General features: G+C 68.5%; 19 protein-coding genes and 1 tRNA gene. 15 read left to right on the forward strand and 5 right to left on the reverse strand.

What is annotated here, in order from left to right; all coding sequences use genetic code 11:
- Window positions 1–28 precede the first annotated feature (28 nt).
- Window positions 29–565: a hypothetical protein gene (locus ACYVLQ_RS11130; RefSeq protein ID WP_460697314.1), complete on the reverse strand. Its 537-nt coding sequence runs from the start codon at window positions 563–565 to the stop codon at window positions 29–31.
- Window positions 566–1,267: 702 nt separating this feature from the next.
- Between ACYVLQ_RS11130 and ACYVLQ_RS11135 the strand changes: the two genes are divergently transcribed.
- The 7 genes from ACYVLQ_RS11135 to ACYVLQ_RS11165 all read left to right on the forward strand — a co-directional run bounded on the left by ACYVLQ_RS11135 (window position 1,268) and on the right by ACYVLQ_RS11165 (window position 7,574).
- The gene (locus tag ACYVLQ_RS11135) at window positions 1,268–2,656 is read left to right on the forward strand and encodes a hypothetical protein (RefSeq protein ID WP_460697315.1); all 1,389 of its coding nucleotides are present in this window, start codon (window positions 1,268–1,270) and stop codon (window positions 2,654–2,656) included.
- Window positions 2,657–2,757: 101 nt separating this feature from the next.
- Window positions 2,758–3,294, forward strand: coding sequence for a hypothetical protein (locus ACYVLQ_RS11140; protein WP_460697316.1), 537 nt, complete (start codon window positions 2,758–2,760; stop codon window positions 3,292–3,294).
- Between the two features lie 94 nt (window positions 3,295–3,388).
- Window positions 3,389–3,769, forward strand: coding sequence for a hypothetical protein (locus ACYVLQ_RS11145; protein WP_460697317.1), 381 nt, complete (start codon window positions 3,389–3,391; stop codon window positions 3,767–3,769).
- Window positions 3,770–3,991: 222 nt separating this feature from the next.
- Entirely contained in the window at window positions 3,992–4,771 is a 780-nt protein-coding gene (locus ACYVLQ_RS11150) for a hypothetical protein (protein WP_460697318.1), read from the forward strand.
- A 368-nt stretch (window positions 4,772–5,139) separates the two neighbouring features.
- Window positions 5,140–6,282 (forward strand): DNA cytosine methyltransferase, encoded by a 1,143-nt coding sequence (locus ACYVLQ_RS11155; RefSeq protein WP_460697452.1) that lies wholly within the window; start codon window positions 5,140–5,142, stop codon window positions 6,280–6,282.
- Between the two features lie 62 nt (window positions 6,283–6,344).
- Entirely contained in the window at window positions 6,345–6,761 is a 417-nt protein-coding gene (locus ACYVLQ_RS11160) for a very short patch repair endonuclease (RefSeq protein ID WP_460697319.1), read from the forward strand.
- Between the two features lie 51 nt (window positions 6,762–6,812).
- Window positions 6,813–7,574, forward strand: a complete 762-nt coding sequence (locus tag ACYVLQ_RS11165; RefSeq protein WP_460697320.1) for a DUF998 domain-containing protein — start codon at window positions 6,813–6,815, stop codon at window positions 7,572–7,574.
- A 117-nt stretch (window positions 7,575–7,691) separates the two neighbouring features.
- Here ACYVLQ_RS11165 and ACYVLQ_RS11170 read toward each other — a convergent pair whose 3' ends face one another.
- Window positions 7,692–9,248, reverse strand: coding sequence for an esterase-like activity of phytase family protein (locus ACYVLQ_RS11170; protein WP_460697321.1), 1,557 nt, complete (start codon window positions 9,246–9,248; stop codon window positions 7,692–7,694).
- Window positions 9,249–9,340: 92 nt separating this feature from the next.
- Between ACYVLQ_RS11170 and ACYVLQ_RS11175 the strand changes: the two genes are divergently transcribed.
- The 4 genes from ACYVLQ_RS11175 (at window position 9,341) to ACYVLQ_RS11190 (ending at window position 14,903) form a co-directional block, all read left to right on the forward strand.
- Window positions 9,341–10,117 carry a maleylpyruvate isomerase family mycothiol-dependent enzyme gene (locus tag ACYVLQ_RS11175; protein ID WP_460697322.1) on the forward strand — a complete coding sequence of 259 codons (777 nt, stop codon included), beginning with the start codon at window positions 9,341–9,343 and terminating at the stop codon, window positions 10,115–10,117.
- A gap of 320 nt (window positions 10,118–10,437) precedes the next feature.
- Window positions 10,438–12,303: an ABC transporter ATP-binding protein gene (locus tag ACYVLQ_RS11180; RefSeq protein ID WP_460697323.1), complete on the forward strand. Its 1,866-nt coding sequence runs from the start codon at window positions 10,438–10,440 to the stop codon at window positions 12,301–12,303.
- Window positions 12,304–12,342: 39 nt separating this feature from the next.
- Window positions 12,343–14,190 carry an ABC transporter ATP-binding protein gene (locus ACYVLQ_RS11185; RefSeq protein ID WP_460697324.1) on the forward strand — a complete coding sequence of 616 codons (1,848 nt, stop codon included), beginning with the start codon at window positions 12,343–12,345 and terminating at the stop codon, window positions 14,188–14,190.
- A gap of 128 nt (window positions 14,191–14,318) precedes the next feature.
- Entirely contained in the window at window positions 14,319–14,903 is a 585-nt protein-coding gene (locus ACYVLQ_RS11190) for a putative glycolipid-binding domain-containing protein (protein ID WP_460697453.1), read from the forward strand.
- A gap of 10 nt (window positions 14,904–14,913) precedes the next feature.
- Here ACYVLQ_RS11190 and ACYVLQ_RS11195 read toward each other — a convergent pair whose 3' ends face one another.
- A complete protein-coding gene (locus tag ACYVLQ_RS11195; RefSeq protein WP_460697325.1) occupies window positions 14,914–15,927 on the reverse strand; it encodes a prephenate dehydrogenase in 1,014 nt (337 codons plus the stop codon).
- Here ACYVLQ_RS11195 and ACYVLQ_RS11200 point away from each other — a divergent pair.
- From ACYVLQ_RS11200 to ACYVLQ_RS11210, 3 genes are all read left to right on the forward strand, one after another.
- Window positions 15,926–16,465 (forward strand): tRNA adenosine deaminase-associated protein, encoded by a 540-nt coding sequence (locus ACYVLQ_RS11200; protein WP_460697326.1) that lies wholly within the window; start codon window positions 15,926–15,928, stop codon window positions 16,463–16,465. The two genes, ACYVLQ_RS11195 and ACYVLQ_RS11200, sit on opposite strands and share 2 nt — an antisense overlap.
- Before the next feature lie 3 nt (window positions 16,466–16,468).
- A complete protein-coding gene (locus ACYVLQ_RS11205) occupies window positions 16,469–16,939 on the forward strand; it encodes a nucleoside deaminase (protein WP_460697327.1) in 471 nt (156 codons plus the stop codon).
- Between the two features lie 53 nt (window positions 16,940–16,992).
- A tRNA-Ser gene (locus ACYVLQ_RS11210) sits at window positions 16,993–17,083 on the forward strand.
- A gap of 46 nt (window positions 17,084–17,129) precedes the next feature.
- On the opposite strand, the gene ACYVLQ_RS11215 is transcribed toward ACYVLQ_RS11210, so the two are convergent.
- Entirely contained in the window at window positions 17,130–17,474 is a 345-nt protein-coding gene (locus ACYVLQ_RS11215; RefSeq protein WP_460697328.1) for a DUF6374 family protein, read from the reverse strand.
- 43 nt (window positions 17,475–17,517) lie between these two features.
- Window positions 17,518–18,234 (reverse strand): TetR/AcrR family transcriptional regulator, encoded by a 717-nt coding sequence (locus tag ACYVLQ_RS11220; RefSeq protein WP_460697329.1) that lies wholly within the window; start codon window positions 18,232–18,234, stop codon window positions 17,518–17,520.
- A 113-nt stretch (window positions 18,235–18,347) separates the two neighbouring features.
- Here ACYVLQ_RS11220 and ACYVLQ_RS11225 point away from each other — a divergent pair, with 113 nt between their 5' ends.
- Entirely contained in the window at window positions 18,348–20,150 is a 1,803-nt protein-coding gene (locus tag ACYVLQ_RS11225) for a hydroxysqualene dehydroxylase (protein ID WP_460697330.1), read from the forward strand.
- Window positions 20,151–20,302: the final 152 nt, after the last annotated feature.

The raw sequence follows: 20,302 nt of genomic DNA on the forward strand, positions 1-20,302 counted from the left end.
GTTTCGATTTCCGTGGGGCGCGGCGGGGTCATCGGCGGATCTCGTAGCTGGTCGCGTTCAGGAAGTTCTGGGCCGATCGGGGATCTCGACCGGCAGTGATGGCCGCGGTGATGTCGACGCCGTCGACCACCGTGGCCCGCAGCCGGAGGAACGAGAGGTTGCGCCGCAGGTCGCCGTCGTTGCGGAGTTTGACGATGACCGAGCCGGGGCCGGTGAACGCCGCCTCGACAGCCGGATCGTTGAGGCCGGTGGCGCAGACCAATTGGACGCCGCAGTGGGCGGCGAGCCGATGTTGGATGTCGATCAGCGCTTCGGCCGACGCCGCGCCGAATGGGTTGTCCAGCAGCAGTGTTCCGGCCGGTCGCGCACCGCCCGGACGGTGGGCCGACCGCACGCGGGACAGCGCACAGTAGACAAGGACGGCGAGGGTGAGTTCTTGTCCGCCGGAGAATTCGTGCGGGATACGGTCCGGTGGGCAGTAGACGACGCGCCCGTCGAGCATCGGCTTGAGGATTTCGATCGACCACGCTCCGGCGCGCCTGCGGTCCAGCTGTTGGCCGTACAAACGTACGCATACGAACCCGGATTTCGACGCACGATGCCATACCCTCGTTGCCGAAATCTACTGCTGCGCAACATCACTGGAGAACACCCGCCTCGAACCCATCAGAAGGTTGGGAGTTCGAGTCTCTCCGGGCGGGCGGGTAGGAGCGCTACTCGGTGAGTCGGATAGGGCTTCGATCGTTTCCGGTGCGTCGTCAGCGTGCCGACGGGGACGGGGGTCTAGGGGGAACTGAGGTGGTGTGGCTACTGCGGGGCGCAGGTCCTCCGGCGGTGCGGCGGTGTTGGTGAGGGAGACAGCGGGGATTCTGTCTCTGAGGTGAGCGGAACCACCCCCCAACCCTTTGCCCGTTTCCACCGTCGGAATGGGTATGGTCACGATCCTCTGCCGTCATACCGCCTGCGGGCGCGCGGGTGGGTGGGTGGGTACCGAATGGGGGTGCTGGAGATGAGGGTTCGGGGAATTCTTGGTTGGTTGCTGCGGGAGCGGAGGGGGTCGGCCTGCGGGGTTGTGGAGGATCGGCGGGGGGCTGTGGTGCGGGAACTTCGGAAGGTTCGTCGGTACAACCGACGGAATCGGCCGCGGCGGGGTAATGACGACTATGTCCACTGGACGGTCGAAGGGGGGTGCTCGGGAGGGTGAATTTTCTTGGGCTACAACCAGTTCGCTACTGGGCAGCTGCCCGGTCGAAACCAAGGAGGCTCGATGTCGGACGCATTCAGTTATGAGATCTGTCTTGCCACCGACCGCGTCCACAGTGCGTTGGCGGTTCTCGGTGAGCTTGCGCCGAGGTGGCCGTCCGAGCCGGAACAGGGGACGGTCGTGGTGCTGCCGGAGAAGGTGATTTCTCGGCAGGTCGGTCTGTGGGTGCCGTTCTCGAATGGCGACGGCCGCGCCGTCATCGACTGCTCGGCGGGGAACGACCTGTTTCTCGACGTGTCACTGCTGGTCGAGCCCGATGCCGAGGTATACGACGCGCTGTGGGGTGGCCGGGAGAACCTGCCGCTCGGTGCGGTGGACGAGTCCGGTCGGGTCGCACTCGACGGCATTGTTCTCAGCGTGCGTTTCGCGGGCTATGCACCGGGATACGCCGTCATGCGGTTCACCGCGTTGCGTCCTGCGATCGGATCCACCTTTCCTCGGTCGCGCAACGTCCAGGACATGTTCGTCGAGCTGACCGTCGCCGCGGGCGGTGTCTGCTGTGGGTGGGACGGCGGCGCGGCGGGCCAGCGGATCACCTTCCTGAACGGGCGGCGGGTGTCCTACAGCGTGGGCGAGCCCGCCAGTGAGTTCCGCACGATGGCCGATGTCGCGGCGGCCTGGCCGGTGCTCGAGGGGCAGCAAAAACCAACCGCCGCAAGGCAGGTCGGCACCGTCCCGGTACCACCGTCCGAGCACATGGTCTGTGTGGCCCGCCTCGAGTCGGAGGGCGAGCACCGGGACGCATTCGTGATCGATTCGCTGCGGTATCCCGAAAAGGCTGCGTTCCGGCGTGCCGTTTCCGATGCGCACGCGGAGCTGGGACGCCATGGCGTGCGAGGCGAAATGAAGCTCACGTTTGTCGAGCACGCGGAATCTGTACTCAGCCTCCCGAGTTGGGAGGAGTACCGCGAGCAGTTGTCGGCGGCGGATATTCACCCGAGCGATCCCCCGGTAGCCGCGCCTGCCGGTGAGTACCCCAAGTACTTCGAGTACTACCACACGACGTACCGAATCGAATCGACTCCCGACAGCGGTCTCGTCGGGTACCGACTGAACCTGCAATCGGGGCGAATCGAGGAGGACAACGCGAATATCCGAAAGGTACTGCATGCCAGGGAGGACGAGATCTCCACCGTCGACGAGGGCTGGTATATCGAACTCACCGAGGCCCGGCGTGCGCACCACCTGAGGGGCGACGGCCCGATATTCGCGGTATACGACACCGTTCGGGCGCTGCACGACCAGGCGGACCGGGAATCACGAAGCCTGACCCCCGACGAGAATGCGCTGATCCGTTCGATTCGCCGACGCACCTATCGACTCTGGGAAGAGGAGTTCGCTCGCCAGGATGCGGGCGCGAAGCCCTCCTTCCAGTACCGTTCGGTACTCTGACCGTCCCCGACCCAACCTTTTCGCCCCCGAGCGAGTCTGTATCGGATGTACCAGCTGCACCGCTGGCACGCGTCCGATTCGATTTCTCGTAAGGAGCAGCTGTGCAAAGAAGGAAGCTCGCGCTGGTCGCGTCCATGCTGGCGATGCTGTGCGCGACACCGGCGCAGGTCGGCGCCGCACCCGTGGCTCCTGCCTCGCCCGGTGCTCTGGCAGACGGGGTGCCCTGGCAGTTCAGGTTCATTCAGCGCGGCGATCCGGCCCACCCGGCCTGTATCTACTACAACGAAACGGCAGCGGGCCGAGGTGACGCGGTGGACGAATCGACCTGCCGTTCGGACACGCCGCACGTTTTCACCAAGATCACGATGCCCGACACGTATCTCCGTTTCCAACTCACCGACCATCCCGATAAATGCCTCATCGGCGACACCTCCACCTCCCCGGGAGTGGTGATCGTCGGATCCTGTGACGACAGTCGGGCGGACTGGGGCGGGTTCGGCACGCAGGAGCCGCCGGATTGGGTGTTGTATCCGCGCTCGGCGCCGAATATGTACCTGCGCGACAACGGAATTGCCCTCGTATTGCAGAACACCGAACACCCGCTCACGACTCCGGGCTACTACTGGCGACTGATGTGATCGGGCCCCGCGCGCTCGCTGAGGCGCAAGGGGAGAAAAGTCGATGAAACCGTTCGGAACTAATTCCGGCATCACCGAGAGGATGTGTGTTGACATGAACGTAATGGTGCGGCGCCTGGCGGGCGCGGCGATGGTGTTCGCGGGTGCGGTGGCAGCGATCGGAGTGACGGCCGGTAGCGCGGCGGCCGGGCCGACGGATTGCGTCACCGATCGCTGGACCACCGGTGCCTCCGCGCACTGCGGTGGCGATGGGTATTTCACCGTGGAAGTCGATTGCGTCGGCGTGTATGTCACGCGCAACGCGCCGCACCTCGCGGTCGGACCGTACATGCAGGCGAGCCAGCGACACGCCTATGCCGGGGAACATCCCGAAATGGACCACACCCAGACCCATCCCAAGGCCGAGTGTTTCGAGTTCACGACCGGACATTTCGGGATCGCCACCGGCGTCAGGGTGTACGAAACGTTCCGGTGAGATCCGCCGGACAGTAAAGTGCGGTGGATAGGACCCGGCACACATGTGCCGGGCCTACCTACCGGGGAGGGGCGATCTCTTCTATCGCCGCCCAACTGACGGTTCCACATCGAAAGTATTGGTGTGACGAATGACCTGCACAACTAACGATCGAGTCGTGCCGTGGCCGGAAACAGCCTCAGTAGAGCGTGGCAAGCCCTCCGCACCAGGTTGGCGAAGGACATGGACGACGTCGGAGAGCTAGGGGCGCGTCCGTCCTCTGCCGGCGCGGACCATTGTCGGTACGTAGCGCGGACATTCACCGATGCCGACCAGACCGGCGCTGGACCGCTGAAACACGCCATGAACGACACCGCTACACCCGAACCTCGCGGTGAGATCCCCGTCAAACCCACCGGCTTGGGCTCCGAGGTGGACGCTCTGGTAGCGAAATCACCCATGCTTACCACGGCGATTCGCGATCTTCAGCATGAGGGATGGTCTATTCGCTACGGCTTCGCCAACGGTAGCTACACAGATCTCGGGTTCGACAGCACTCGAAACACCAAGAACAAAGAGATCATCCTCGACGGCAGGAAGGCAACCAACTCACCTCGTGCGACGGGGACTCTTGCGCATGAGGTCGGCCACGCCCGCTACGGACATGAGCCGCACGTGTCGAGGGCACGAAGAACGAAGGAGGAATGGCTGCGATTGAACGTGGACGCGCGTCTCAGAGGCGAAGGCGAGGCCGTGCTCGTCAATGCCCAGGCCAGACGGGAGATACTGGACAATGATGGTCCGGACATCGGCATAAGCGGCCGATACTCCGAGGAATACATCGAGATCTACGACAGGTACGCGCGCGGCGAGCTGTCTCGATCACAGGCGCGCACCGAGGTCTCCTCGTTCTACGGGAGCGAACGTAGAAGCACTGATGGTGAGTACTACCGCGATTTTCTGGTGCAGTACTGGCGCGACCACTGGGATCGTTGGGAAAAGCTGCGCACAGGAGGGTCCTGAACAGACGCTGTAGTCGCGGTAGCCGTAGATCTGGTCGGTGGGCTCGTAGATGACCTGCGCCCCTGCCGATTTCGCATGGCGGTAGTGCGCGTCGACGTCCTCGACGACGATAGACATCCCCTCGGTGTAGTAGTGCAGCGTCCGCACCGTCATCCCGGTCGCGGAGGCCAGGTCTCCCACCTCGAGATAGCTCGCGGCAGTCACGAATCCGACACTAGGACCTCACGTGGCGTGAGGTGCGAGCCCCGAGCCGGGTGTTGATCGCATACCGCCCTCGAGCACTCGAGTAACGTTCTTCCGCGGGTCCGGCACGGTGGTGGCGGGACCCGGGGGCCGGACTGGAAGGGACTGGAGTGACGGGCGCGCGGATGGTCGGGCTGTTCGCCGGTATCGGCGGGCTGGAACTCGGGTTGAGCGCGCACGGATGGCGGACCGAACTGCTGTGTGAGATCGATCCGGGGGCGGGGGCGGTCCTGTCGGCGCGGTTTCCCGGGGTCGACCTGCATACCGATGTCACCCGGCTGCGGGCGCTGCCCGCGGATACCGAGCTGGTGGCCGCCGGTTTCCCGTGCCAGGACCTGTCCCAGGCCGGACGCACCGCCGGAATCAGCGGCGCGCGTTCGGGACTGGTGGACGAGGTCTTCCGGCTGGTGCGCCGCAAGTGGGGGCCGCGCTGGCTGCTGATCGAGAATGTCCCGTTCATGCTGCAGCTCGACCGGGGGCGGGCGATGCTGCACATCACCGGCGCGCTGGAGGAACTCGGCTACACCTGGGCCTATCGGGTGGTGGACGCGCGCGCGTTCGGCCTGCCGCAGCGGCGGCAGCGGGTGCTGATGCTGGCCTCCCGCACCGAGGACCCGCGGCCGGTGCTGTTCGGCACCGATGCCGGGCCGCGCGTGATCGGTGATCCCGAGACCGACCCGTGCGGCTTCTACTGGACCGAGGGCGTGCGCGGGCTGGGCTGGGCGGTGAATGCCGTGCCGACCCTCAAGGGCGGCTCCGGACTGGGGATCGCGAGCCCGCCCGCCATCCGGCTGCCGTCCGGCGAGATTGTCACCCCGGGGATCACCGATGCCGAACGCCTGCAGGGCTTTTCGAGCGGCTGGACGGAACCGGCGCTGGCGGCCACGGGGGTTCGGCAGGGTCACCGGTGGAAGCTGGTCGGCAATGCGGTGAGCGTGCGCATGGCCCTGTGGGCCGGGGCTCGCCTGGCCGATCCGATGGTCGAAGCGGTCCCCGACGAGCTGCCGCTGCCCGCGCATCGCTGGCCCGTCGCGGCGTGGGGCCGAGCCGGAGTGGCTCATCGCGTGGCGGTCTCCACCTGGCCCGTGCACCAGCCGTACGAGGATCTGCGCTGGTTCCTCGAGGACCCGCGCCTGCTGTCGGCCCGGGCCACCGCTGGATTCCTGCGTCGCGCCGCCCGCGGCACCCTCCGCTTCCCGCCCGGCTTCCTGACCGACATGGAAAACCACCTGCTCCGCATGGGAGGGTTTCCCCAGGAGGCGGCATGAATGGCCTGGGCGGTCCGTTCGCCACGGCAGAGGCGGTATGAATGCTCGAGGATGGTGGAGGCATGACGGTGGGCCGCCCTACCACCGACGCAAAGACCAGTGCGCGGATGTCGCGGCAGCGGCGGGTCGGTACGAAACCCGAGACGGCGCTGCGTAAGGAGCTACATCGCCGCGGCTATCGGTTCTTCGTCGACCGGCCTCCGCTGCGGGGCCTGCGGCGGCGTGCCGATCTGGTGTTCCCGCGCCGGAAGGTGGCGGTTTATGTGGACGGCTGTTTCTGGCACTGCTGCCCGGAGCACGCCACCTATCCGAAGAACAACGCGGAGTGGTGGTCCGAGAAGCTGGCCGGAAATGTCCGACGTGACCGCGATACCGATACCCGGCTGTCGGGAGCCGGTTGGCTGGTGGTGCGGGTGTGGGAGCACGAGGCCGCCGCGGATGCCGCCGACCGAGTGCAGGCGGCGCTGTCGGGCCGATAGGTCATGATGGAAGGAAATCAACCAGCCGACCAGTCCGATGAAGCGAGGGCAATGACGCCTGACGAGCGTGCTCGGGCGACGACCGCCGCGCGGCCGGAGTGCCGGTGGAAGCGGGCCCTGCGCTGGTGCGTCGCCGCGGCGATCGCTGTGGCCGGAGTCTGCTACTCGTCGTGGGTGCTGGAATTCGTGCTGCCGGTGGGCCTGAACCCGGTCAACTCGTTTCTCAGCCAGCTGGACGAGGAGGGGCGGCCGTACCGCTGGGTGTTCTCCACGGGTGACACGCTCACGGGCATCCTGGCGCTGACGGCCGCAGCGGGCGGGCTGTTCGCATTCTCGCGGCGCCGGTTGTCGACGGTCGGGTGGGTCGCGCTGGGCTGCTTCGGAGCCGCGACGATCGCGGACGCGCGCTGGCCGCTGCAGCCGTGTTCGGCGCAGTGCGACCAGAGCCTGTTCCCACAGCTGCGCCAGGTGCACGCCCTGACCAGCACGCTCGCGGTGACCTCGATCTTCGTGGCCATGATCGCGTTCAGCGCGGCCGCGTTCCGCTACCGCCGCTGGCCGATCCTGCGGCACTCCGGACTGTGGATCCTGGTCCTCGGTTCGGTGGCGACCGCCTGGATGCTGATCGCCGACAACCTACCCGGCGACTACGCGCTCGGCGTCGCCCAGCGCATCCAGGTGGGTTCGATGTCGCTGTGGCTGATCGCGCTGGCCGTGCAGATCGGGGTGGCCGAGCGGGTCAGCGGCGGCGGGCGCGCACGGCCACCAGCGAACGCGGGGCCGACGACGCCACAGCCCCCGACATGGCCATGACGGCCAGGACGGCCACGGTGGCGGCCATGACGACGAGTTCGATGACGATGTTCATGTCTTCACCGTGCCATCGCCGTCTGTCAGGGGTCCGTGCTGCACATGGGTAAATCCTGAGAATCAGCCCACGGTCACCGTGATCGAGGTGGTCTCGGTGCGTGCGGGCAGTTTGCCGGTATCGATCTCGAGGATCTCGCCGGTGTCCTGGGCGCCGTCCGGCAGGGTCTTCGCCCGCAGCCCGAACGGCGGCTGCCGCCCGGTGCTGCCGTCCAGGCCGAAATCGGAGTCGTTGGCGATATACAGCGTCTTACCCCCGTCGGTGGTGGCGACGCCCTCGATCTTGTCGTTGCCGAAGAAGCCGCCGTCGGCGGCCAGGGCGTCGACGAGCCCGCCCAGATCGAGGTTCGACCGCTTGGCCACCGGCGTGATCCCGGCCCGCCGCAGCGCCGCGACACCGTCCGCGGTGGGCACCGTGCCGACATAGGTTTCCAGCGGCCGGTCACCGACGAGCAGGCCGAGCTTCGGGTCGTAGCGCGCGCCGGGCACGGCCGCTCCGGGGCCGACGTCGGTGGCGCCGGACAGGTCGACGGTCCACAGCTTCTTGTTCGCCTTCGGCGCGAGCTTGCCGTCGCGTTCGTCGACCACGAACGTGGTGGGGCCCAGCGCGGTGATGTCGGAGACGGCCAGCTTGCTCTTCGGATCCTCGAGCGGATACACGAACTCCCTGGTGGCCTTGGTCTTCAGGTCGACGGTGACGATGCGGGTCATCGGCACCTCGCGCGCCGAGTCGACTCCCGGTGTCTGCAAACCACTTTGGATGATCCCGACCAGGGCGCTGCCGTCCGGCGTGACGGTCAGGCCCTCCATCCCCTGGTTGGGGCTGCGCAGCGAAAGTTCTTCCGGCAGACCGCTACCCGGCGCAAGCCGCTCCAATTCGGTTCCGGAGGCATCGAAATGCACCAGGAACGGCCCGTATTCGTCGGAGACCCAGAAGGTTCCGTCGGGCAGTGCGACCAGGCCCTCGGTGTCGAGTCCGTGATCGGTGGGGGTCAGCGGGTTCCCGGCGAGGTCGCGGATCGTCTCTCCGGTCGAGGCCGCCGTGTCGATCAGGCCGTTGAACGGCACGCCCGCTCGGTTTTTCAGCTCGATGGTCGATTTCAGCACCGCCCGGGCGCCGGACAACTGGAATCGCCCGATCTTCGGAGCGAAATCCGGTGTCGGCGTGAGCTTTTCGTTCTTGTTCGGGCCGTCCACATTCGGGCCGCGATCGGTGAGCCCGTAGAACTCGCCCGGGGCGCCCGGCACCGGAGCGAACGCGGAGCCGAATCCGCTGCCCTGCACGGTCGTATCGCCGAATCGGCCGAGCGCCGGGATATCGGTCGTGTAGCGGCGCACGGCATCGGTCGTGGTCACCGCGAGGGTGTCGTCGCCGGTGTAGCCGGGGTCCGGAATGTAGACCAGGGTGCCGTCGGCGCGGCGTTCGATCCGGCCGTGCCGCGGATCGGCGACCGCGACCGCGGTGCGGCCGCCGGTGCGGGCGAGCAGGTCGTCCGGCGAGATCTCCAGCGGCCGATCCACGCCGGTGGTGAGGGCCGCCGGATCGCCCCCGGACGAGCAGGCGGCGGCGCACAACACGGCGGCCAGGGTCGCGAATCGGATACTGCGCTCGAATCTCACTCGCGATACCTACCGCGGCGAGGGAACGGCTGATTGACCGGCATCTGAACAGCGGGCGGCGCACCGGCGCCGCGATGAGTAGTGTCACAGTCGTGACCAGCGATGCACCGGAGCTCAGTGAGCAACCGGCCCTGCTCGACACCGTCGACTCGGCCACCCGACGCCTGCTCGATGCCGTGGAAAGGCTGACCGACGCCGACGTTCCGGGTCCGTCGCTGTGCGAGGGCTGGACCCGCGGTCACGTGCTGGCGCATCTGTCGCGCAACGCCGACGGTCTGGTGAACCTGCTGCTGTGGGCGCGCACCGGTATCGAAACCCCGCAGTACGCAAGCCAATTCCTGCGCGACACCGATATCGAGACGGGCGCGCCCCGCCCGATCGCCGAACAGCTCGACGACCTGCGGGCGGCCTCCGACCGCTGGCTGGCCCTGGCCCGAGCCATGCCCGCCGACCGCTGGCTCACCCCGATACGCACCCGCACCGGCAAGGAGTTGCCCGCCGCTCAGATTCCGTGGTTGCGGTTGCGCGAGATCGAAATCCACCATGTCGACCTGGCCATTGGCTACCAGCCTGCCGACTGGCCCGGCGAGTTCGTCGCCCGGCTGCTGTCGGAGGTGGTCGAGGGACTGGATCGGGCCGCCACCCCGAACGTCCCGGCCGGGACCAAGCCGATGACGTCCGATCCGGCGGAGCCCAAGCCCCCCACCTTCGCGGTGAGTACGACCGACACCGGCTACACCGCGACCATCGGTCCCGCGCCGACCACGACGGTCAGCGGTCCGGCGGCACTGGTCGCGGCCTGGCTCATCGGCCGCTCCGACGGCACCGGCCTCACCGGCGACCTGCCGACCCTGCCCGACTGGCTGTAGGACCGCGCCCCTCAGGCCGCCCAGGACAGCTTCTCCCCGGTCTCGCAGGAGAATTCGCGCACGTCGGTGGTGGTGATCTGCGCGGGCAGCTCGCCGCTCCGGGCCGCGGCCGCGCAGATATCCGGCAACAATCAGCACACGGGCACTGTAATCCGGGCCGGGGGCGGGCGGGCCGGAAAATCGGTTGGCGGGGCCCTGTGCCTGCTGGCAACCTGATATGTCGTACCCCGGTGCGAAGCTGTGTAATGCCCCCGTTGTGTTGGGCGCGGGTTGTGTTGGGCGCGGGGTGAATCTTTGCGAACGATGAAGGGGGAGAAGCCGTGTCCGTTGTGCTGGCGGGGGCCTCGTCCGATGCGGAGGCCGACTGTCCCAGACCCGCTGCGGCGGTGCGCGATTCGGGTCAGGGTCCGCTGCGCCGCCTGTGGCCCGACATCCGGCCGTTCCGGCGCATGCTGTATTTCGCCGCCGGGCTGTCCGGGCTGGGGATGCTCAGCGACATCCTGCTCCCGGTGCTGACCGCGCGCATCGTCGACGGGCCCATCGCCGGACATGATTTCGGCGCGATCTGGTGGCCGCTGTCGCTGGTGATCGTCCTGTCGCTGGTGAGTACGGCGACATCCTGGCTGCGTCGCTGGATCATCGCCCGCCCGGCCGCGCAGCTGGAGGTGAGCCTGCGCTCCACCCTGTTCCGGCGGCTGCAGATCCTGTCGGTCGGCGTGCACGACGGCATGGAGTCCGGGCAGCTGACCTCGCGCGCCATCACCGATATGTCCACGCTGCGCCGGTTCTTCGCCTTCGTGGCGCCCACCATCGTCGCGCTGTCGATCATGGTGGGGGCGGGCGTGGTCATCCTGTTCACGTTCGCGTGGCAGATCGGCGTGGTCGAGCTGTTGATCGCGGTGCCGCTGGTGCTGCTGGCCCTGCGGTTCGAGCAGGAGTACGGGCGGGCGGCCCGGCGCGCCCAGGACCAGTCCGGCGACCTGGCCACCACCGTGGAGGAATCGGCGCAGGGCATTCGGGTGCTCAAGGCCTTCGGCCGGGGCCCGTGGCTCGGTCAGCGGTTCCGGCGCCAGGCCCGGGAACTCCAGCGTCTGGAGCTGGACAAGGTGCGCCTGGCCGCCCGGTTGTGGATGGCGCTCAACACCGTATCGGCGCTGGGCATCGCGGCCGCGCTGGCCATCGGCGGCTATCTGGTCACGGTGCCCACGATGTCGATGGGCACGCTGGTCGCGGGCATCAGTCTGGCCACCTACCTGCAGTGGCCGATCATCGGCTTCGGATTCCTGCTCGCCGAGCTGAATCAGGCCCGTACCGCGGCCGAGCGGTACTGGGAGATCATCGACACCCCGGTGGAGATCACCGATCCCGCGCGGCCGGAGCCGGCGCCGCGGCCGCTGCGTGGTGAATTGCGGTTCGAGAGTGTGCGTTTCCGCTTCCCGGACGCCGAACAGGATCTGCTGCACGATATTTCGCTGCGGCTGCGCCCGGGGGAGACGGTCGCGGTGGTGGGCGCCACCGGCAGCGGTAAGTCGGCTCTGCTGGGGCTGGTGCCGCGGCTGTTCGACGCCTCCGGGGGTGCGGTCACGATCGACGGGGTCGATATCCGCTCGCTGCGACTGTCGGAGCTGCGTTCGATCGTGTCGGTCGCGTTCGAGGATCCGGTGCTGTTCTCGGCGAGCGTGCGGGAGAACATAACCCTCGGCTATCCGGACGCCACCACCGACCAGGTCCGTGCCGCACTGGAGGTCGCCAGCGCCACCGAATTCGTGGACAACCTCCCGTGGGGCCTGCGCACCCGCATCGGCGAGCAGGGGCTGAGCCTGTCCGGGGGCCAGCGGCAGCGCCTGGCCCTGGCGCGCGCGGTACTCGACCGGCAGGCGCACCCGGGCGGCCACATCGTGGTGCTGGACGACCCGCTCTCGGCGCTGGACGTCACCACGGAGGAATTGGTGCAGGCCCGCCTGCACGCGGCGTTGGCCGGTGCCACCGTGCTGCTGGTCGCCCACCGCCCGTCCACGGCCGCCTGGGCCGATCGCGTCGCGGTGCTCGACGGCGGCCGCATCATCGCCGACGGCCCGCACGAACGACTGCTGGAAACCAGCCCGCGCTACCGCGAACTGATGGGGGGTGAGGTCGATGCGGACGTATCCGACGAGGCCGAAGACTTCGCGATCCGCCGCGGCTGATCCGAACGGGACCACCGCACGCGAGAGGAGGTGACAGGAATGTCCGACGCCGATGGTTGGCGCGGCGTCGCCGCAGAGGAAACCGAGACCACCGACGAGGTGAACCTGGCCCTGGCGGCGCGGCAGCGGCGGCTGCTGTGGTCGCTGGCGCGGCCCTACCGGCTGCTGGCGCTGGCGGCGCTGGCTCTGGTGCTGGTGGACAACGCCGCCATGGTGGGGGCGCCGCTGTTCGTGGCGTACGGGCTGGATGCCGGTGTGGGCTCGGGCGATTGGCTGCCCCTGATGGTCGCGGTAGGCGGCGTCGCGGGGTGCGCGGTGCTGGGCGGGATCACCACGTTCCTGTTCGTGCGCATATCCGGCAGGCTGAGCCAGCAGGTCCTGTTCGACCTGCGGATGCGGGTGTTCACGCACGTCCAGCGGTTGTCGATCCAGTTCCACGAGAACTACACCTCGGGCAAGATAGTCGCCCGGCTCACCAGCGACCTGGAGTCGCTCGAGGACTTGCTCGACCGCGCCCTCAACGACGCGCTGAGCGCCGTGCTGTCGGTGGTCACCATCGCGGCGATCCTGCTCTGGCTCGACATTCCGCTGGCGCTGGTGGTGCTGGCCGGTTTCGTGCCGCTGGTCTACGTGACGCGGTGGGCACAGCGGCGGCAGCGTGCCGGGTACCGGCGGACCCGCGGCGCCATCGCGAAGGTCGTCGTCCACTTCGTGGAAGTGATGGGCGGCATCCGCGCGGTGCAGGCGTTCCGACGCGAGGACCGCAACGAGACGATCCTGGCGAGCGAGGACGACGAATACCGCGCCGCGAACGCCGGTGCGCTGCGCGGCATGGCGAGCTATATCGGCCTGGTGCGGCTGATCAGCAACGGGACCACCGTGGTGATCCTGCTGGTCGGCGCGTGGCGGGTCATTCACGGCCACACCGAGATCGGCGTGCTGGCGGCCTTTCTGCTGTATCTGCGGCAGTTCTACGGCCCGCTGGACGAACTTGCGCAGGTTTTCAATTCCTACCAGTCCGCCGCCGCGGCGCTGGAACGTGTCTCGGGGGTGCTCGAAGAACGGCCGACGGTGCCGGAACCGTCCACACCTCGTCCGATCGATCGGCCCCGCGGTGAATTGCGGCTCGAGGACGTGCATTTCGAATACCCGCCTCGAAAAACTCAGGGCGGACAGGATTCGTCGGAAAACGGCGGGGGCGCCCCGGTGCTGCCGCAATTCTCGCTGGTAATTCCGGCGGGGCAGGTGGTGGCGCTGGTGGGTGCCACCGGCGCCGGGAAATCGACGATGGCGAAACTCGTCGCACGTTTCTACGACCCCTCCGGCGGTGCCGTTCGCCTGGACGGCGTCGACCTGCGCGACCTGTCCGATGCCGACCTGCGCCGCACGATCGCCATGGTGACCCAGGAGTCGTATCTGTTTTCCGGTTCGGTGGCCGACAACATCCGCCTCGGCCGTCCCGATGCCACCGAGGCGGAGGTGCACGATGCCGCCCGGGCGGTCGGGCTGTACGACTTCGCGATGTCGCTGCCCGAGGGGTTCGCCACCGACGTGCGCAAGCGTGGCGGCCGACTGTCGGCCGGACAGCGGCAGTTGGTCGCCTTCGCGCGGGTGTTCCTGGCCGACCCGGCGGTGATCGTGCTGGACGAGGCCACCTCGAGCCTGGACATCCCCGGTGAGCGCCAGGTGCAGCGCGCGCTGGACACCGTCCTGCGCGACCGCACCGCGGTGATCATCGCGCACCGCCTGTCCACCGTGGCGATCGCCGACCGCGTGCTGGTGCTGGACGACGGCCGCATCGTGGAGGACGGTTCCCCGGACCAATTGATCGCCGCCACCGGTCGTTTCGCCGCCCTCCACACGGCGTGGCGCGAGTCCCTGGTGTAGGCGGTGGCCGCGGCCGAGGTTCGCGCACCGCACGGCGCGCGGGCGGGTGGGTGCGCGTCACTTACGGTAGAGGTGTGAGCAATCCAGCCCCGGGCAATTCGGCGGCCGCCCAGGCGAGCGGCGCCAGCGTGGACGCGGCGTCGGCGGGGCCGCGCTGGCCGTCGGTGCTCACCTGGCGGTCACACGACGCGTCCCGCATGGAATCGGTGCGGGTCATCGTCACCGGCAACCGGATTCGCGCGTCGGGCCGGATCATCGCGGGCGCCTCCGCGGACTACCCCGCGTTCAGCGCCTCCTACGACCTGGTCACCGACGAGAGCGGGGTGACCAAGCGGCTGTCGCTGCGCAGCACCGTCGCGGCGGGCGAGCGGCAGGCCTCGATCGCGCGCGACGAGGAGAACTACTGGCTGATCGACGCGGGCGGAACCCACGTCCGCTCCACCTTCGGCGGCGCGCTCGACGTCGATGTCGTGCTCAGCCCCTTCTTCAACACTCTGCCCATCCGCCGTCACGGCCTGGCACACGCCGCCGAGGACGTACAGGTCCCCGTCGTCTACGTGCGCCTGCCGGACCTGCTCGTGCAGGAGGCGAGCCTGACGTACTCCAGCGGCGCCGACGGCATCCACGTGCTGTCTCCGGTATCGAGCGCGACCGTGACTGTCGACTCGGATGGCTTCCTCCTCGACTATCCGGGTCTCGCCGAGCGCGTCTGACGGCCCACGATCAGTCGTCGAGGCCCCGAATCACCCCGCCGCGCTGCCCGGCCTCCCGCAATTTCTCCAGCCAGTCGTGGTCGCCCGGCCGGATTCCGGTGATTTCCCAGCGCTCGAGGGTGTCGAAGCGGTCCCGTTCGCTGTAGCCCGCGTCGATCAGCTCACCCAGGGCCCCGCGGGCGGCGAGCGTCTCGCGGGCGTCGCCGAGCAGTCGGAGGGTGTCGTCGAGTGCGTCCAGCAGTGCCGCGGCGTTCGGTTCGCAGATGGCGCGCACCAACTCGGGTGCGGTGGCCGCGACCCGGGTGCCGTCGCGGAAGGACCCGGCGGCCAGCCCCAGCGCGAGGTCGCCGCCGCCCGCGCCGGTGACCGCGAGCGCCTCGGCCAGCACATGCGGCAGGTGTGAGATGCGCGCGACGGCCCGGTCGTGTTCGGCCGCGACGACCGGCACCAGGTACGCGCCGCAGTCCAGGGCCAGCCGGGCCACCCGCGTCCACGGCTCGGCCCGGGTGCCCGGGTCGACGCCGATGGCCCAGGCCGCTCCCTGGAACAGATCGGGCGCCGAGGCCGGCCACCCGGATTCGGCGGTGCCCGCCATCGGGTGCCCGCCGACGTAATGCGTGCCCAGTTCGTGGTCGCGCATCGCCGCGGCCACCGGCGCCTTCACGCTCACCACATCGGTGAGCGGGCAGCCGGGGGCGAACAATTTCACGTCGGACAGAATCGAATCGAGGGCGGGCATCGGCACGCCGACCACGAGCAAGGCATCGGATGCGGCGGCCCGGCCGAGTACCGATTCGATATCCGCGTCGACGTCGAATCCGTCCGCGCGCGCGGCCCGCGCGCCGAAGTCGGAACGGTTGTATCCCCAGGCGTCATAGTCCGCGGCGACGGCGGCGCGCAGCACCGAACCACCGATCAAACCCGTTCCCAACACACATACGGCTGATTTTCCCTCGCCCGTCACCCGATCAGATTCGCATACGACTTCAACATTTCCGCCCAAGCGGACTACCGTTGCGGCCATGGCAGCACAGCGCTCGAGCACGAACAGGGCGGCGTCGGACGATTACGACGATGTCGAAGGGTTCGCAGTGGCGGTTGTCCGCGAAGAAACCACTTGGCGATGCAGTCCGCTCAGTCCCGCGGCATTGAACAGCTTGTCGGCGGCCGAACACGAACTGCGCGCCCTGCGCAGCACCGGAGCAGTGTTCGGACTGCTCGACGTGGACGACGAATTCTTCATAGTGTTGCGGCCCGCCCCCACCGGCAGTCGGCTGTTGCTCTCGGATGCCACGGCCGCGATCGACTACGACATCGCGGAAGAAGTGCTCGAGGCATTGAATGTCGAGGTTCCGGATATCGATCCCGATGAACTCGACGACGTCGATCCGTGGGAGGAAGGCGACCTCGGTGTGCTCGCCGACCTCGGCCTGCCGGAACCCGTCCTGAGCGTGATCCTCGCCGAAACCGACCTCTACCCGGACGAACAGCTCGGGATGATCGCCCAGCGGCTGGGCTTCGCGGACGAGCTGTCGGCCGTGCTGGACAAGCTCCCCCGCTGATCGATGGGCGACGCTGGGCCACCCTCCGACGAGGAGCTGGTGTGCGCGGCATTGTCGGCCGCCGCGGCCGCCGATCCGCGTGATGTGCCGGTTGGCGCCGTCGTATTCGACGCCTCCGGCCGTGAGCTGGCCCGCGCGGCCAATGCCCGCGAGGCGCTCGGCGACCCGACGGCGCACGCCGAGGTGCTGGCACTGCGCCGGGCCGCCGAGGTGACCGGCGACGGCTGGCGACTGGAAGGCGCCACGCTGGCCGTGACGCTGGAGCCGTGCACGATGTGCGCGGGCGCCCTGGTCTTGGCGCGCGTGGACCGGCTGCTGTTCGGCGCTTGGGAGCCGAAGACCGGCGCGGTCGGCTCCCTCTGGGACGTCGTCCGTGATCGTCGCCTCAACCATCGCCCACAGGTCCGCGGCGGCATCCTCGAAACCGAATGCGCCGCAACGCTGGACGCTTTCTTCCGCACCCAGCGCCCCTAGCACCACCTCCCCCGATTTCGAGATCCGCCGCACCGTCCGGTAAAGTCACCGGCGGTGGCGTGTCCGAGCGGCCTAAGGAGCACGCCTCGAAAGCGTGTGAGGGGTAACCCCCCTCCGAGGGTTCAAATCCCTCCGCCACCGCCAAACCCCTGACCGGATGCATCTGGTCAGGGGTTCTCTTGTTCGAGGCCTAGCTGGCAGCCCGTGGGCCGGGTGCTTCGGCGTATGGACTGGCCTGGCTGGGGGACGCCTCCGGGCCCGGGGTGCTGCCCCAGGGCGGAATCGCGGGATAGCGGCGGTCCCAGGCGGGGGACCGCCGAGGGGCTCGGACCGGTGGCGGGGCGTTGCGGTCGGGCGGAGGATCGGCGGGCCCGGCGAGTTCGGCGAAGATGCGCAGCCCTTCGGCGACCTTTCCCGACATGACGTTGAGTTGTTCGGGGGACAGATTCGTACTGGTGGCGGCGGCGTTGGCGAGGTGGTCGCGCACCTGTTCCAGCCACAGTTGCGCGAAGTGGATGTGGCGGTCGAGAGGCATGCCGCCCACAGTACGCCGATTCGAACATAAGTTCGATATCGAATTACTTCGTGTCGAGTTCCCCGGCGTAGACGGCGCGCAGGCCCGCCGCGGCCAGTGCCGTGCAGTGGTCGATGAGGTCGGCCATCGGCACCGTCAGATGCCCCTCCTGCTTCTCCACGATGACCCGCTCGAGCATGCCGACCACCGCGTGCGCGAACACGTCCACCAGCGCGTCGGGCGCCGCGTCCGGCCGCGCGCGGTGGGCGGTGTCGGCGACCAGCCGGGTGAAACGCCGCAGCGACTCCTGCATGTGCTGCTCGGCCTGCGGTCCGGCCCCGGCCGGTTCGGCGAAGACGATGCGCAGCTTGCGCCGGTCGTCGCCCAGCGCCTCCAGGAAGACGCCGATCCCGGCGCGCAGCTTCCGGGCGCCCGCCGCGGGGGCCGCCTCGACACCCGCGGCGACCGCGCCGTACAGCTCGGCGATCACCCGGTCGAATACCGCCACGAACAATTCTCTTGTCCCGGAGAAGGATTCGTAGAAGTAGCGATCGGTCAGCCCGGCCTCCCGGCAGATGTCCTTGACCCCGGTGGCCTGGACGCCGCGCGTGCCGAACAACTCGTATCCGGCCCGCAGCAACTGCTCGCGGCGGGCCGCGACGCGGCTCGCCGCATCGATGCCGCCGTACCGGCGCCGTGGTTGCCGTCGAGCGCTCGAGCCGCCGTCGAGCCCGGGATGGCTACCGGAATCGTCTCGGCCCGCGTCGGCAGGGTTGGGCACCCGGACCTCCATTCTCTTCGACTGCCAGCGAGTTTTCCATTTTCGCGCGGCGCAGGGGCCACTCTGGTAAATATGACTATCGTAATAGTCAGATTTGTGAGAGGTGTGTCGGGGTGTCGAAGGAAGCTGGGGGACAACCACTGTCGCGCCGCACGCTGCTGCGCGGCGCGGCCGCCGCGGGTGCGGTCGGCCTGACGGGCGCCGGGACGGCGCAGGCATCGCCGGGCGGGTGGCGGCGAAACGGCCCGTCCCGCAACCGGGTTGCGGTGTTCGGCGCGGGCATCGGCGGCCTCACCGCGGCGCACGAACTCGCCGAGCGTGGTTTCGAGGTCACGGTCTTCGACCGCAAGGAGCTCGGCGGCAAGTCCCGCACGATCGGGCTGCCGGGCAGCGCCGCCGGCGGCCGCGCACCCCTGCCCGGCGAGCACGGCGCGCGCGGATTCACCTCCTTCTACCACCACGTGCACGACACCATGCGGCGAATTCCGGTGCCCGGCAACGCCAACGGCGTCTACGACAACCTGGTGCCGTTCTCGGTCGGCGATCCGCGCTATCCGCGCGCGCACAACCTGCCCGACGGCTTCCCGCTGATGTTCGGCTTCTACTTCGAGCCGCGGGAACTGCTCACCCCGCAGGGCTGGCAGCGGGTGCTGGTCGAGATGTTGCTGAAGAACCACGCGGTGCCGGTGCCTGAGGCGATGTACCTGGCGAGCCGATTCGTGGCCTACCTGACCTCCAGCGAGGAGCGCCGCCACGGCCAGTGGGAGCACACCAGCTGGTGGGATTTCGTCGGCGCCGCAACGCGTTCCGTGGAATACCGAGGCCTGGCCGCTACGGGACTCACCCGCGCGCTGGTGGCCGCCAAGGAGACGATGGCCAGCGCGCGCTCGATGGGCAATATGGCCGAGGCGTTCCTGATCGCACTGCTGCAGGAGGCGGCCGGCGGCCGGAAGGTGTACGAGGTGCTCGACGGTCCCACCAACGAGGTGTGGCTGGATCCGTGGATCTCGTTGCTGCGCAACCTCGGCGTGCGGTTTCATGCGGGACACGAGGTGCGGGGCTTCGACGTGGACGGCGACCGCGTCGGCGGTGCGCGAGTCCGCCGCCCGGACGGTTCGATCCGCACGGTCGACGCGGACTGGTACGTCTGCGCGGTGCCGACCGATCGGGCCCGGGGCCTGTGGTCGGAGGATATGCGGCAGTTGGATCCGCGGCTGGCCGCGATGGACGGCCTGTTCTTGGACTGGATGAACGGTCTGCAGATATTCGTCACCAGCAAGCTGAACCTGGGCCGCGGGTACAACATCTACCTCGATGCCCCGTGGCGGCTCACCTCCTATACCCAAAAGGCTTTCTGGCCGGTCGATTACGCGTCCAGCTATGGCGACGGCACGATCGTGGACGGGCTGACGATCGATATCGCCGATTGGGACACCCCCGGCATTCTGTTCGGCAAGGCCGCCAAATACTGCACGCACGAGGAGATCTACCAGGAGACCTGGGCGCAGATGACCGCCGCGCTCAACGACGACGGCGGCGTGCGACTGCCCGAGGGCATCGTGCGCGAGTGGATGCTCGATCCCGGCATCACCTGGTCGGGTGGGCAGAACCACAACGACGAGCCGCTGCTGGTCAATACGATCGGCTCCTGGGACCGCCGCCCCACGGCCGATACCGCGATCCCGAACTTCTTCCTGGCCGCCGACTACGTGCAGACCGATTTCGACCTGGCCACCATGGAGGGCGCCAATGAGGCGGGCCGCCGCGCGGTGCACGCCATCCTGGACGCGTCCGGCTCGCCCGCCGCCCGCCCCCAGCTCTTCACCCGCGAGTCCATCCCGGCGCTGGAACCGTTCCGCCAGGCCGACGCCGCCCGCTACCGAGCAGGTCAGCCCAACCTCTTCGACCTCGGCTAGCCTGCCTCCCCACCATTGTCCGGGCATACTTTCGGACGGGACCTCGCAAGATTCCGGTCAAAGCGTGCCGGAGTCAATGAGCCGCGCGCCCGGCTTGGTTGGAATGTTGCATTCCGAGCACTGCGAAGCGGGGCGTGCGGGACGGTGGACAA

The sequence above is a fragment of the Nocardia thraciensis genome, from assembly GCF_054782435.1.